The sequence below is a fragment of the Arachidicoccus terrestris genome (assembly GCF_020042345.1).
Taxonomy (GTDB): domain Bacteria; phylum Bacteroidota; class Bacteroidia; order Chitinophagales; family Chitinophagaceae; genus Arachidicoccus; species Arachidicoccus terrestris.
Genome location: NZ_CP083387.1, coordinates 3540843 through 3555515, shown reverse-complemented (window position 1 = coordinate 3555515; position 14673 = coordinate 3540843). Strand labels below are relative to the sequence as shown.

Here is a 14673-nt window from a genome sequence, read left to right as displayed (position 1 = left end):
ACATACGAATATCGCCATCCATTAAAGAGAATTTAATCCAGACATCTTCCCTAAAGAACCATATCCATTTACACTCATTACAGCGTAACTCCCATTAGCATTCCCTCCAACCTTAAATGAAACATCCTTTGTAAAGCCAATCAGCTGATGCTCTTTGAACACAATATAGCCGGCAGCATCCGGGCTTCCCTGCCAAATGAGACGTCCGGCTGACCACTTTAAATGACTCGGAGCAGCGGCTTCTGTAAAAAAAGTTCTGGGATCCCAGCCATCTTCTTCTACAATAACATTATGGTAGCTATATTTTGCCGCTTCTTGCTTGCTTAGCACGGCCTGTAAACCATCTACACGTCTTCCGCCTTCTCCTTTACTTTGCCGGTACCATGTTCGGCGCTGGCTTAGATCGATCAGTTTCCCCTTATCATCACGGCTGTTATATTCTGCAAACAACTTCGCAGCAGGCCCCATGTCAGTCCAGCCCTCCGGCTGAAGCGGTATCTTTATGGTGGAATTTAAAAAGACTGCGATAGGTTGGTTATGCCAGGGTCGTCCCAGCTTTGACCGGCCGTCAGCAGCGGCTGCATTACCATCTATGGTGCAATGTTGAAAAACGTATCCCCATTTGGTGCCTGCGTCATGACTGGGTGCAACGATAACCGATCCGCTGCGTACATTATAAAAAGTAGTATTCTCAATATAGGCATTTCCACCACCATAAAAATAATCCACAGCACCTTCTATCCAACAGCTATCTGCATATGTTCTGTCATCCTTATTTTTAGTACTGGTCATCCAGGTATCCTGAAAAGATCGAAATTTACAATTGTAAAAGGCCATCCGGTCCCTATTTGTCCGAATAGCCAGTGCCTGTGGCCCGCTTTGGGCTTCTACACCATATGCATTTTCAAAAGTAATATTTTCCGCGTAAAAATCCGGTGCATTCACGACTACCACGGCACAATCCGACTGCTGAAATTTGACTTTGGAGTACGGCTGACCGGCATCTTTAGGATTTTCAGGATTGGCACAATTGATCTTAAATGTTATAATTACTTTCTCCCTGTTCTGTCCGATCAAATAGATAAACGGTTTATCTTCCGGGACTCTTACCAACCCTTCATAGCGTCCATTCTTAACGAATATTTTCCAGGGCTCCTTCCGGTTAGCCGGTGCACCGTCAATAGCCGCCTGAACAGAGGCATAGTCTCCCTTCCCATTAACGTCGACAACAGCATCATAGAGCCGGTCTATAGTAGTAATAGCTGAAGAAATAGTTCCAACCGGCGTTTGGGGAATTACGGTAGCCCTCTCCCGGCTGTAAGCCTTAGGATGCTCAAGACCGAAAAAGCTCAAGCTCAGTATAACCACTGAAAGAATATACTTAGTTTTCATAGTGCTATTGATTTTTGAATATTTAACTTTGGCGTTACCCGCCTTTCTTTACAACTTCCTAACAGAGCCTTTATCTAGTATCAAGGTTTCATATACTTTTGGATGGGGCAACCGTCCAATGACCTTAGCCCCTCCACCACACAGGCCGCATTAAGCTTCGCTCCTTTAATATTGGTATGTGTTCCGTCTCCTGGAAAAAAATGATTGACGCTGTCTCTTCCAAGCGAAAGCCAGTGAGCCGCTATAATACGATTGAGATTAATATAGTAAGCGCCGTTTGCCCGCGCTACTTGTTCAGCCCATTTTGGATAATGCGCTTCGATAACCACCCGGCCATGGTCCCAGCGGTTGCGGGGAACAAGAGAACAAACAATCGGCGTAGCCCCCTTACGCTGAGCCTCGGTAATGAATTTTTTCAAATACCAACCATAAGTATGCACCGTTTCCGGTTGATGGGTACGGATGCTAATGATTTCTCTGGTCGAATCTCCTATTCCCAACAACGACCCCTTCTGCCTGACTGTATCATCCACGCCGGCATGATCGTTATGTCCGAACTGCATAATCACAAAATCACCTTTTTTAAGAGCCCCCATAATTCTATCCCAGCGTCCATCCAGGATAAAAGTCCGGGTACTGGTACCAGACTTTGCGTGATTACGTATGGAAATGCGTGAAGTATCAAAGTATGGGTATATTAAACTCCCCCAACCCCAATAGGCGTTCCGGCCATTACCATCGCTGTTTTGCACGGTAGAGTCGCCGATAATATAGATGACCGGCTTTTCTTTCTGATCGATAAGCGTAAAAGAAGCCAAGCATATAGATAAGATGAGAAATATCCAGTAACCTTTTGTCTTTTGCCCCTGCCAGACACTTTTGATTTCCTCTACAAACATTATTGTATTTTTAATAATTATACGAAACGTTTCAGTCCTTTAACATATTGACCAGTAACTGCTGCCCCACTACATTGGCGGGGTTATCGGCAAATGAATTGAACGTATCCATGGAAGCATTCTCTCCATCCCCTTCCGTACGTTTTTGATGTTTAATATTCTCAATACAAGAGGTAATATCCAGCGCATTTAAGATGATCTTTCCCCTTCCCAATGGCACAACGCTTAATGCCGAATAAACTTCCTGCTTGTGATCCGAAACAGCCCCTACAACCGTATTGCCGTTAAACATTCTCATACCGATTCTATGCTTGTTATAAGTGGCCAGGCATTGATATTCCCAGTTAAACACGCAATTTTGCGGCAAACCGTGGAACAAAGGTGAACTTTTCACAAAATAATTGCCGCCATACCAACTGGTCCCCATTTGTTTAATACCTCTGAAATCAATGGTTTCTTTTCTCGCCAAATGTGTAGCCCAAACTTCAGTATTGCTAAGAACGACTAATTTATGACCGTTATTCACCCACTCTAAAATATCGGTTACTAAAGGATTCCCTGTCTGGCGCGGCGCAAAAGCTCCGACAACCAAAACGTTTCCTTCAGGCCATCCCGAGCGGTAGTTACGGTATTTGACGCCTATGGCATCAAAATAGGCCTGAATCTTACCCGAAGTGTCGGCGACCTGTATCTGGTCAGATACGCCAGTTGTATCAAACTTGACCGCGTACAGCTGATCTGAGCCCGCACAGACACTGTCTGATCGCTGCCTGAGAATTGCCTTCACACTGGAATATCCAGCATGCTCAATCGGTATTTTAATACCGGATACCAGCAATTGTCCGTATTCACTACCGCCCTTTACCAGTACTTTTTCCTTTCCGAGTAGCCGGCGCTTTCCATCCGGATCAATTGCCTGAATTTCAAGCACGGCAATCCCATGGATATTTTTTTCATTCACTATATAAAAGTCAGCAGTAACCGTATCACCTGTGGGCACTACTTTGTGGTTCAGCTTAACCGCAATATAAAGCGGGCGGTTATAGCGGGCAATTAAATCAGGGTCTCCTTTCAGATTCCGGTAATCATCTACCATACCAGAGTGATTCTCCTGCTTCATAGATTCCCATCCGTTAATAGCATAGGCATCTACAGTATTATTGATCCGTACATTTTCAATGACCCTTCCCTGATAGTAATAAGCTACATTCCCCATTTTTCTGGTCAGGCTGTCCACATTGGGAAAGGCCCCGAGAAAGCCGTTGTTATAAAGAAAGGAATTATAAGCGTCATATAGTTTCAAATAGGCATCAGACTCCCACCCTATATTCTTGCCCCGCTTTAAGATGTCTTCGCGAATCAACTGCAAACGGGCCGGCGTTCCTATTGCTCCCTCTTCACCATAATACATGATCTCATCTTTATGATCGGTATATTTTGCATAATTTTTCGGATTTCTGTACAGATTATCATGATAGACACCAGGCCCACCGGCATGATGCTGATCAAACCATCCATAGTCATAAAATGTGGTATCATAGGGCAATAAATGTAGCTTAAACTTCGGATCAGGCTCACTTACCCTGATATTACCATTGCAGGAATTATATGTGATAATCCGGGAGTCATCTAACCGACGACCGGCACGCATCTGGGCTTTATCAATGGGCTGAGGCAGCGCCCCACGCTCATTATGCATATTATAGATAATCAGTGACGGATGACTGCGATCCCGTCGGATCATACGAAAGAATTTTTCGTTCCTGACCGCAAAATAATAATCAGCCTGCTTTCTTTCCAGCGCATCTTTAGGGTAGAATAGTTTTTCCGGAAATTGATTACCCCCAGGCTCCTCGAAATAAAGCAGCCCCAGTTCATCTGCTGCATCCAAAACATTCGTCTGCCCAATTGTTCGATGAAAATTAAGCATATTCAAACCCAGACGTTTGGCATCCATTATCTGCTTACGGGCCAACGAGTCTGAGGGCGCAATGCCGTTAATGGCCCAAAATCCCCAAGAAATAGCTGTGCGCAGTACGATACGTTTACCATTCAGGTAAAACTGCTGATCACCATGATTGTCTCTGATTTCAAACCAGCGGAATCCGAAACGGCGGTCGAACCGGTCGGTGGCTCCGCCGTTACCTTTCCAGATCGCGGTAAGCACATACAGATTGGGGTGATCTACATCCCAGAGCGCAGCATTCGGCAAATTAATGGTAAACTTTCGGGTATTGGAACCTGCCTGAAGTACGGCCTCAAATTCACGTCTATAGACAATTTTACCCGTTTTGTATTCTTTCACCTGTAACGCATAGCATCCCTTACTCAGCTCAGTTGTCATATTTTTTCCTGTCAGCTCTACATCGACTTCTGTGGGCCTGGGCTTGTTCTTTATAAAAACATCTTCAATATAGACAGAATCAGTTGCTACCATCCACACTTTGCCCGTAATTCCTCCAAAGCCATGGGAAGGTTGGGTCCGGTAGGTCCCCCACATAAAATTCTGGGAATCCCTCCAGTCGAAATTACCATTTGGATCCGTGATACGGACATCTATGCTATTGATTTCACCTGGCAGCATCGCTCCCGAAATATCTACGTCAAAAGGGGTGCTGTTGACCAGATCATAGGCAACCAGCTTATGGTTAACAAACACCTCAGCACGAAAACGAACACTTTCAAACTTTAGAAGGACATGTTTATGCCGATATTCTGCCGGGATATGTATTTTCGTCGAAAACCAGGAAATACCCAAATAATTGCCGTCCACGCCGAACTTGTCTCCATTCTGACCCCAGTAAAACTCTTCAACTGTTGCAGGTAATGTCGTCCGGATCTCCGATGGGTTATTATCTAACAACTGCCAGCCGCCTGTGGGTATGTTGACCGGTACCGCCGACAGATCCACCGGGGGTGCATACAAGGAGTCTTGCTGCCATTTTGCCGCCGTATCTAGGCAAATGGACCAGTCACTGCCGGACAGATCAATAGCTGACATCCGATTTTGAGCCCAGACAGACGGCAAGCCGAATAACATGCTACTCAGACAAAGGACTGTGCAAACAAAGAGAAGCCTTGTAATTCCGGTCTTATGTATTTTCATAGCTTAATTGTTTTTATGAATACTTCTATCAAGATAATGGGAAAGTGAAATTGGGCGCTATAGCCAAATTCGGCACCCTATTACTCTGTTGGCGCTCCGGTCGCAAAATCAATTCCTGAGACTGTAGATCCGTAAGTACTGATCGCCTTACCCGCTCCTGCCGTAATTTTTGAGCCACCAATAAACACACAATCATCTACATTGTTGATCCTCATACCCGTTTTTGCCTCAATCTGGACATTATTAAAAACAATGTCTTTCATATGCAATTCTGGAACAGACCATAAGAGCCCAGCGTTGGCAGATCCCGTAGCCTTGATATTTTTCAGGAAAATATGCCTCCATTGAGGCGTTGACGCTGTGACAGGTTGCGCCTGATCGGCTCCACCGCCGGAGGGAATGGTCTTATCGGGATAATATTCACAGATATTGATCGGGGTGCCAACCCCCGTCATGGTTAGATCTTCATACACCAAATTCTCGACAATTCCGCTGCGATCTCTGCTGGATTTAATATGTACCCCGTTATCAGTTTTATCAAATACACAGTCACTGACATAGATATGATCAATTCCCGAAGTATAGCTGCCGATAGACAACCCATGGCCTCTGCCAAAAGAGCAACCCTTAATTGTCATATACCGCGTTTCATTATCCATAGCAATATTATCGTCTCCACAGCTTATGTCACAATTAAGGATATTTACGTGCGGCGACCAGACATCTATGCCGTCCGTATTGGGAGAATCTGCCGGGGAGTTCAGCGTCACGCCAGAAATCGTCACATGCCGATTCCCTCTGTGAATGCTGATGTGCCCATTGGGTGCGTCCCGGATTGTTATACCAGCTACCTCAATAATACGGGCGTCATCAAAACTGATCAGAGCCGGTCTGGCAATCCCGCCAGTCGGCTTGGTGGCCCTGAAGGCCTCCCACCAGGCTTCCCCCTGCCCATCAATGACGCCCTTGCCATCAATAAGCACGTTTGTCGTCCCGGTTAAATCTAAAAAAGAGGCCACTTTCTCTGTCGTTCCGGCTCCCGGGTAATCTTCATATGCCAGAACTTTTAGAATTGCGCCCTCAGAGATTCTAAGCCCCACATTACTTTTTAGGTGTAAGGGGCCAGAGATAAAAGTACCGGCAGGAATAACAACGGTTCCGCCACCATTCTTTGCTGCCTCATCAATAGTTTTTTGAATAGCTGTCGCATTATCCTTGGCACCGGCTGCACCACCATAATCGGTTATCAAAAACTCTTTGCCCGAAATATCAGGCACTTTGATCGTATCGCCCCAATCCGTATCAAAATCAGGATCGTGATCCGCTACAGTGTCTTCCGGTGGCTGGGGCTCATCAATAATAGAAGGGGCCGGTTCATCAACGGGAGGATAAAGAGAGCTCACCTTCTTACATGCAAACGATGAGAGCATACACCAACCCAGTATTATGGTAATATAAGGCCGGTATCTTCTACTTAACCCCTTCATTAAAGTTGCAACTCCTATATTTTTCATGCATATGTATTTAATATGTTTATAGACAACAAGGAGAGCTCCTGCAACCGGAACTCTCCATTATACAACCTTACAAACTCACAAACCACCTTGGGTCACCGGCCTTGCCTGTTCCTCCAAACCCGTTTAACGGAATAATGGAAAAGTCGCCATTCGCAGGATTCACAAATAAATCCGTGGAACTTCCCTCAAACAAGGTAATTTCCGGGAAGTCCTGACTGATTTCCATTTCTGTGGTACGGTAACTTCCGGCAAAGGAGCCAGCATAATCCAGGCTAAAGGCCTTTAAAGGCGCTCCTGCGTTTGTACCGGAAATAATGTTATTCTCTGCTGTAAAAGAAGATGGCAAATTATTCTTATCCAGGCGGATTAGTTGAGTAAGTGCAACATTTTGATTATAGATTGTATTACTATTGACCAGGATAAGCGGGACGGCCGCACGGACATCCATTAATTGCGTTGCCATGTCAATTAACGTATTACTGTCTACCTTAATAGAATCCAACGTGACGTTGGATCCGCCCACGTTGATAACGCCATAACCTCCCGTATTTTTCACTATACTTCCTGCAAGAGATATCTGGCTTAGCCTAATGGCCTTGTTCTGTACTCTGACAACACCTCTATAGTTTTCAATATCACAATTTGCAAAAGCGAACTGCCCGACATCAACGTTATCATCACCCATATTTATCAGGTAATCACCTGTTCCTCCAATTAATTTTACCTTTTGAAAAATCAACGATCCAAATGCATTGCCTTCCAGCGCAACATTACTTATATTTAACGTTGATGGCATTGCATTGTCACCCCAAACTTCTCTTTCACCGGTAAAGCTAAGGTCTGTCAGACCGGAAGGCAGAACTACTGATCCGATGTCATAATTCTGTCCTGCGTTAAAGAGCAAGGTTACGGCAAAGTGTCCTTCAGCGACCTGTTCAGCCAGTACGGCATTAATATCATCCCCGGATGCAACAGGCACAATTACAGCGCCTTTAATGCCCGTAGTATGCAGGATCATGGTACCTCTGAGCACATCGTTATTAAAAATTTCTATCTTATAAGAGGTGCCCGGATTAAGGCCAGGGATTAGGACTGATCCATCTGCCTTATTCTCCTCAGTCAGTGTGACTTTTTTTATCTCAGAGAGCGTAACCGGATCACTGACGGTCACGTGAGTTACCCTATCGGTTGGTTGCCAGAACATCTGGATATTATCTGTCGACTGTTCAGATCTGTCAAATAACTGCTCCGCCGGCGTCATAAAATAGAGTTCAGAATATTTAGATTCATTTCCGGTTGAATCTACACATTTCATTCTGACAGAATAACCGGAGGTCCCATCCAGGTCCTCGAACACCGTGTGATAAGATGTTCTTGTTGGTGTGGGTGACACGGAAAAGGGGGTTAATGTATCAGCCAGTATTTCTACCGTACGTACAATATCTTTAAACTCAAGGCTGTCTTTACTAAACTCGAAAATGTACTTGGTAGCTCCGATCGATCTGGTATAGTTTATCGTGACTGAAGTCGCCGCAGTAGTCTGTACTTCGAAAGTCAATGGCTTAAATAAGCGAGCATGAGAGGGATCGACGTCCCAATTATTGACCTCTTTCTGGCAACTCGCCGCAAAAAAAACGATAAGGATAAAGGCCATTAATTTGAATAAAATATTTTTCATTTCTTATGTTTTAATTTCGAATATTGATCAACAACTAATATCCGTAGCTACTTTGAATAGCTCCTTTGGATTCATACATATCCTCATAATATACTGCATAGGGGTATCTGTAATAGATAGTTCCATTACCCATCTGATAGGTTGCTAAAGAAGCCTGGATCTCGGATCCATGAGTCAATGTTCCCAAAAATGAAGAATAGTCATAGGATGGATAGAGCCCCGTTGCGGCCGTTAGCACCCGGATCGGGTATATAATATATCTGTCGGTGGCTTTTGCACCCGTCTCCGGCTTCATAGTCGTCTGTGGGAACCATTTTACGGCGATCCAGGGCTCGCCGGGATCTGCCGGTAATTCCTTATAATAATTAGGGGATTCTGGATCGATGAACTCGCCATCCGGCTTAAATTTGTAATACACTGTTTGAGGGAAATCTGATGGCTGATAAGTTTTATCAAAGATCTTGACTGCTTTAGTGCCGTCAAACATCTGACATAAGGTTTTTTTCATTTCTTCAATTTTGGTATAGGCCAGCCCCCAGCGTATCAAATCCTGTTTACGGATCGATTCACAACCAAATTCCCAGGCCCTTTCGTTAACAACTGCCTTAAAAAAATCTGGGTCGTACTTAGTAATCTCTGGTGCACCGGCGCCGAAGGCTCTGGCCCGAACCATTTCCAACGCCTGACGCCCGGTTACCCCATCTGCATTGGGATTGGCAACATCCGGTCCTTTTAAAGCATTCATTGCCTCAGCATACATAAGCAGCACATCTGAATATCGCATCAGGATCCAATTAATCCCGGTAGCAATTCTGGAATTAGCCGTTTTCTGGAGTGCCTGAAAACCCGGAGTTGTCCAATAAATACGCCATTTGGCAAAAGGTACGTTTATTGGATCCGATCCCATTGCTTCTTTATTGTCGGATGTATAATTAAACCAGGAAAGTGTTGCGTCCCTTCTGGTATCCGCTTTGTCAAAAGAATAGAAATAATACGCTGTAGAGGTGACATACGTACCGCCAAATCCTCTCGTACCATACTTGGTGTTGCCCGACACGACATAACCCATTAGTGAGCCTATATCACCATTGTCACCCATTCCAAAAGCCACCTCAAATAAATTTTCATTCGTAGGATTAGGCATCTGCCCACACACACTTTTCCAGATGTCAACATAACTGGGGTCAAGCTTATGTGGGTTATCCGGTGAGGCGATCATTTTTGCGCAAATATCCGCTGCGATCTGGTAATAGTCTTTCCAGTTCTGCGGCCGGCCAACGAAATAATCCGGCGTCTCGGGAATATTCTTGTTGTGTTCCGCCTTTGAATCGGGAAACAACTTAGCGTCTCTCAGAGACCAGCCGCCGGCAAATAAAGAAACACGTGCTAGCAGGCCCATCGCAAAACCCTTCGTAACCCTTTCGGCCGAATTGTATTCAGCATTCGTACCCAGCCAGGGTAACAGATCAACCGCTTCCTGCAGATCTTTGACGATATAGTGATAGATCGTATCTATATCAGTACGACCCAGATACACATTGGACAAATCTGATTTAGAGGCTTCCCGTTTAAAAGGCACCGCGCCCCAGTATCGAACCAAGTTAAAATAGGCCAAAGCACGCATTACCAGTGCCTCTCCCAGCAACGGTTTCATCTTGGCCGCCTCAGATTCCAGAATCGGCGACTGCCGGATACCGTCAACCGCTGCTGTGGAGATCTCTGCAAAATCATAGAGTCCGGACCAACGGGTTGTCGAATTATACTGGCTGCCGTAAAAGTTACCAGCTCCGGCGTCAGAGCTGGTAGAGTTATATCCGGTTTCAGAGAATGCCCGGTTACATTCAATATCGGAAACCCCTTGCCAGTTTACGGAGAGCTTCTGCCCATATATATAAGTATCGGTCATCTTACCGTATAACCCCATTACGGCAGCCTTGGCCATGGAAGGAGAATTAAAAACCGTTTCAGGGCTTAAAGAGGAGGGGGAAGAAGTTTCCAGGAACTTCTTACAGGAAAAGCTGCCCAAAACGGTCAGTACAGAAATTATGATCAGTATATGTTTCATCTGTATATTTTTTTGTTCTTTAATTATTAACCAACGAAAGCCTAAAGGCTGCAAAGGAGATCATCAAGAAGACGAACGTTGTTAATGCAGACATTAAAATCTGACATTCAGTCCAAAAAGTATTTTCCTCGATTTGGGATAGGCTGAATAGTCTACCCCCTGCGTTAATGGATTGTTTCGTGTGCTAACCTCAGGATCCTGCCCGGAATAATGTGTCCATACAAAAATGTTATAACCGGCAACATATACCCTCAGGTCCTCAATCAGAAACTTCTTAGAAATCTTTTGCGGCAAAGTGTAACCCAAAGTAACATTACTCAGGCGTAAAAAGGAGCCATCCTCGATAGCCCAATCAGATATAATAGAAGAATTTGTCATCATAGGACTCCAGATACGCGCATTTTTATTCAATTCCCTGAAAAGCTCAGGATTGGCATCATTACCAAACATAATATTGGCGCCCGTGGCGGGGTCAATTGTCGTAAATCTGTTTTCCAGGCTCATCAGTGTGCTTATATTTTGATATCTTTTGGATAACGCATAAGTGGTGTAATCGATCTTGTCCGCATTATAGATATCATTGCCATAGGACCAGTTGAACATTGTCGTGAGATCAAAGCTCTTATAACTGGCATTAAAGGAGAAGCCACCCGTATGTTTAGGCTGAGCATGTCCGATCACTCTTCTGTCATCATCTGCATTGATAAAATTGTCGCCGTCAGCTGATGGGTGCAGCTTCTTAAACTTCATATGACCCGGCCCAAAATAATTGCCGGACCGGTCCAGAACTTTGGAAGCATCGGCCACACCTGGCTTGATCACCCACCTTTTCAGCTCTTCAGAATAATCAAAGTCATCAAAAGTATAAAACCCGTCACTTACATATCCATACATTAGTCCAACGGGTTGTCCAACGATTGCCCGATAATCGTCAGAACCGATGTTCACGCCCCAGCCTGAGGACACAATCATTTCGTCCGCCCCATTCAGCTCAAGGACCTTGTTGCGGTTAAAGGCTATATTAAACGACGCAGACAGATTAAAGTCTTTTGTATTGACCAGGTTCCCATTCACGCTGAACTCCAGTCCCCTGTTTCGTGTACTGCCAATATTCTGGTACTGGGTCACATAGCCAGAACTGGAAGGTAATGCGACATTGAGGATAAGGTTTCTGGTTGTATTATTATACAGATCCATTGTAAAGGTCAACCTGTTGTCCAGAAAAGCGAGATCCAGCCCCAGGTTAGCTGAGGTTGTGCTTTCCCAGGTCAGATTTTCGTTCTTAAGTGTACTGGAGGTTCTAAGGGCACTTTGTGCCTTATCATCGAAGTAGATCAGGCGATTCGTCTGAGAAATAAAGCTATATTGCTGTCTCCAATATGAGCCAACTCTCGCGTTACCCACATCACCATAGCTCAAACGAATTTTTGCGTCAGAAAGCCACCCTTTCATTCCTTTCATAAAACCCTCATCTGACAGCCTCCATGCTCCGGCAACTCCAGGAAAAAAACCCCATTGATGCCCGGGGGCAAACACATTCTTTCCATCGGTTCGTCCAATCAAGGTCAAAATATACTTGTCATTATAGATATAATTGATACGGCTGAAAAAAGAAGACAGTCTGGAAGGCTCGCCTATTGTTGTATACGTCGGGTCGGGTGTCCCGTAATTCCACATAGCCAATACATCATCGGCTGTAAAGTCTATAGGAAAAAATTTTGAGCTCAAAGCTGTTTCGTTACTTTGACGGCTGCTCAATTCTTGACCAACAATCGCGTTAAGACGGTGTTTGCCACCATTCAAATTCAACCTGTAATCCAAAACATTACTGACCGACCACATATAACCTTTTTCATCGTTCCTTCTGGCGACTGGCTGACCGCCATTGGCACTGGATTCACCCGTTTTGTTTAAAAAGATATTATCAGTATAGTCTTTTACGAAGGCATAAGAGCCTTTCGAGGTGAACGTCAGGTTATGGGCTATTTTCCAGGTTATTCCCGCATTAAAAGTTGAATTAAAGCGGTTTTGATATCGATATTCATTAACAATGTTATAGATAGGATCATTTAAAGAACTCAAAGCCTCCGCTGAAGTGGCGTCTTCATCTGAGCCCAGCCCGCCTGCTCCAGGAGCTGTTAAACTTCTGACGGGCGCATATTTTACCGCATCCCGCAATTTTTTTCCGCTGGACACACTGGGACCGGTGATAACCGTATTATACATTCTGGCATTAAAATCGAAGGTCAGCTTGGGGCTGATGATTTTTTTGAGTTTCCCACTAAAATAATCACGTTTGTAGGTCGAATTCAGCATAATAAAGTCTTCCTGATCATGGGTATAATTTAAATTATAAGTCAGGGATCTATCTCCTCCGCTAAGGCCTACATTATAGCTTTGCTGTACACCGGTATGGTCAAATAAACTATCCTGCCAGTTAATCCCTGGTTTAGATTTATAAATATCAATATCATCCCATTTTCCATATGAACCAAAGAACCCGGCATTTTCACTCATGCTTGGATCTAGCTCTCTTTGATAATACACGTATTCATATGGAGAAAGAACATCTGTCAACCTGTAAACGTGGCTCAGTGCAGTGTAATTGTTGAATGTAATGTCAGACTTTCCGGCTGAACCTGATTTTGTCGTAATCAAAATAACACCATTCGCTCCCTGGGCACCGTAGATGGCCGTAGAAGCTGCATCCTTCAGAACATCGATCGTTTTTATATCCTGGGGAGCAATATCATTAATGTTAGGCACCTGAAATCCGTCCACAATATACAAGGGAGAATTATCCTGCGTAATAGAGCCCCCTCCGCGAACCCGCACATTGATCGCAGCATCAGGGGATCCTTCTGTAACCGTTACGTTTACCCCCGCCAGACGCCCCTGAATCGCCTGCAACGCAGAGGTGGCAGGCAGGTCTTTTAATTCTTCCTCATTGATGGACACAACTGATCCGGTAAGGTCTTTACGCTGAACGGTTCCATAACCCACCACCACCACGTCATTCAGGGAGTTTTCGTCCTCTTTCAAAATAATATGCATAGAGTCCTGACCGGCAATAATTGCCCGCTCCACAAGAATATAACCAGTCATGGTAAAACTGATTGACTTTGGTTTTTGCTTTTGGGAAAACTCCATAATGAACTTTCCAAACGCATCCGTTACAACACCACTCAATTTAATGCCTTTCGCATCCTTTGCGATAACAGAAACGCCTTGCATTGGTGTTCCTGTTTCGGTGGTAACCAAACCAGTAATCTTTTGCGAAAATAATAGCGCTGAGATCCAGGTAAAGGTCAATAATAGAATTATTCTCTTCATACATGCAGATTTAAATTTGTATATTAAAAAGTAAACTACTGAACATTTGTTTCAACCCGCAAAAGCATAAAAGTCCCTTACCTACAAAACACAATCATTTTGTAGCTTTAAAAATGCTGCCGCCCTGTTGAAAAATTATCGGTAAATTTTTTTCGATCACCCACAAGAAGGGGTTCTACTCATTTGCATCATATTTTATTAGTGGTTAAAATACCCGGCTAAGTGATTTATATAATTAATCAATACCTTATTTCCCTTTTGAATGTAATCATTCCGAACTTGAAAGTCCTCTGTATCCGCTAAGACGACAAATACAAGTTACCTATCGTTAAAATAAAATGAGCCATATATAGCTTCATCAGTCTCTAGCCGGTATAGATCGTCTGTTTCCCCTTTTCGCGTCAATAGTTCTAAACTCACTTCTGCCATAAAAATCAAACCGACCCAAAACAGATTTTTTTGCCGGTGAACGTCCACTAAAGCTTTCCGAACTGTCTCATTTGTAACTCAACACTAACACTCGTTTGCGCAATCGATAAACTCAAAAAGCGCAAAAAACAGAACGTCATGAACTTCATTTTAAAAAAAAAGATGGATATGAAATGAAATATTCCCAGTTAAATCTTTATATGATTTGTAACGAAGATATCGGACTTTTGTTAACAAAAAGCAGTCACGCACAA

The 14673-nt window shown here is 44.1% G+C and carries 7 protein-coding genes; all 7 read right to left on the bottom strand.

Annotation, left to right across the window (positions count from 1 at the left end):
* Window positions 1–21: 21 nt before the first annotated feature.
* The 7 genes from K9M52_RS13850 to K9M52_RS13820 all read right to left on the bottom strand — a co-directional run bounded on the left by K9M52_RS13850 (window position 22) and on the right by K9M52_RS13820 (window position 13990).
* On the bottom strand, window positions 22–1392 hold the full coding sequence (locus K9M52_RS13850) for a pectinesterase family protein (RefSeq protein WP_224069026.1): 1371 nt from the start codon (window positions 1390–1392) through the stop codon (window positions 22–24).
* Between the two features lie 80 nt (window positions 1393–1472).
* Window positions 1473–2291 carry a rhamnogalacturonan acetylesterase gene (locus tag K9M52_RS13845; protein ID WP_224069025.1) on the bottom strand — a complete coding sequence of 273 codons (819 nt, stop codon included), beginning with the start codon at window positions 2289–2291 and terminating at the stop codon, window positions 1473–1475.
* A 31-nt stretch (window positions 2292–2322) separates the two neighbouring features.
* Window positions 2323–5397 carry a glycoside hydrolase family 2 protein gene (locus tag K9M52_RS13840; protein WP_224069024.1) on the bottom strand — a complete coding sequence of 1025 codons (3075 nt, stop codon included), beginning with the start codon at window positions 5395–5397 and terminating at the stop codon, window positions 2323–2325.
* Window positions 5398–5477: 80 nt separating this feature from the next.
* Complete coding sequence (locus K9M52_RS13835) at window positions 5478–6911, bottom strand: glycoside hydrolase family 28 protein (RefSeq protein ID WP_224069023.1); 1434 nt, start codon at window positions 6909–6911, stop codon at window positions 5478–5480.
* Window positions 6912–6981: 70 nt separating this feature from the next.
* Window positions 6982–8592, bottom strand: a complete 1611-nt coding sequence (locus K9M52_RS13830) for a DUF5123 domain-containing protein (RefSeq protein WP_224069022.1) — start codon at window positions 8590–8592, stop codon at window positions 6982–6984.
* A 34-nt stretch (window positions 8593–8626) separates the two neighbouring features.
* Window positions 8627–10657 (bottom strand): RagB/SusD family nutrient uptake outer membrane protein, encoded by a 2031-nt coding sequence (locus tag K9M52_RS13825; RefSeq protein WP_224069021.1) that lies wholly within the window; start codon window positions 10655–10657, stop codon window positions 8627–8629.
* A 93-nt stretch (window positions 10658–10750) separates the two neighbouring features.
* Window positions 10751–13990: a SusC/RagA family TonB-linked outer membrane protein gene (locus tag K9M52_RS13820; RefSeq protein ID WP_224069020.1), complete on the bottom strand. Its 3240-nt coding sequence runs from the start codon at window positions 13988–13990 to the stop codon at window positions 10751–10753.
* Window positions 13991–14673 lie beyond the last annotated feature (683 nt).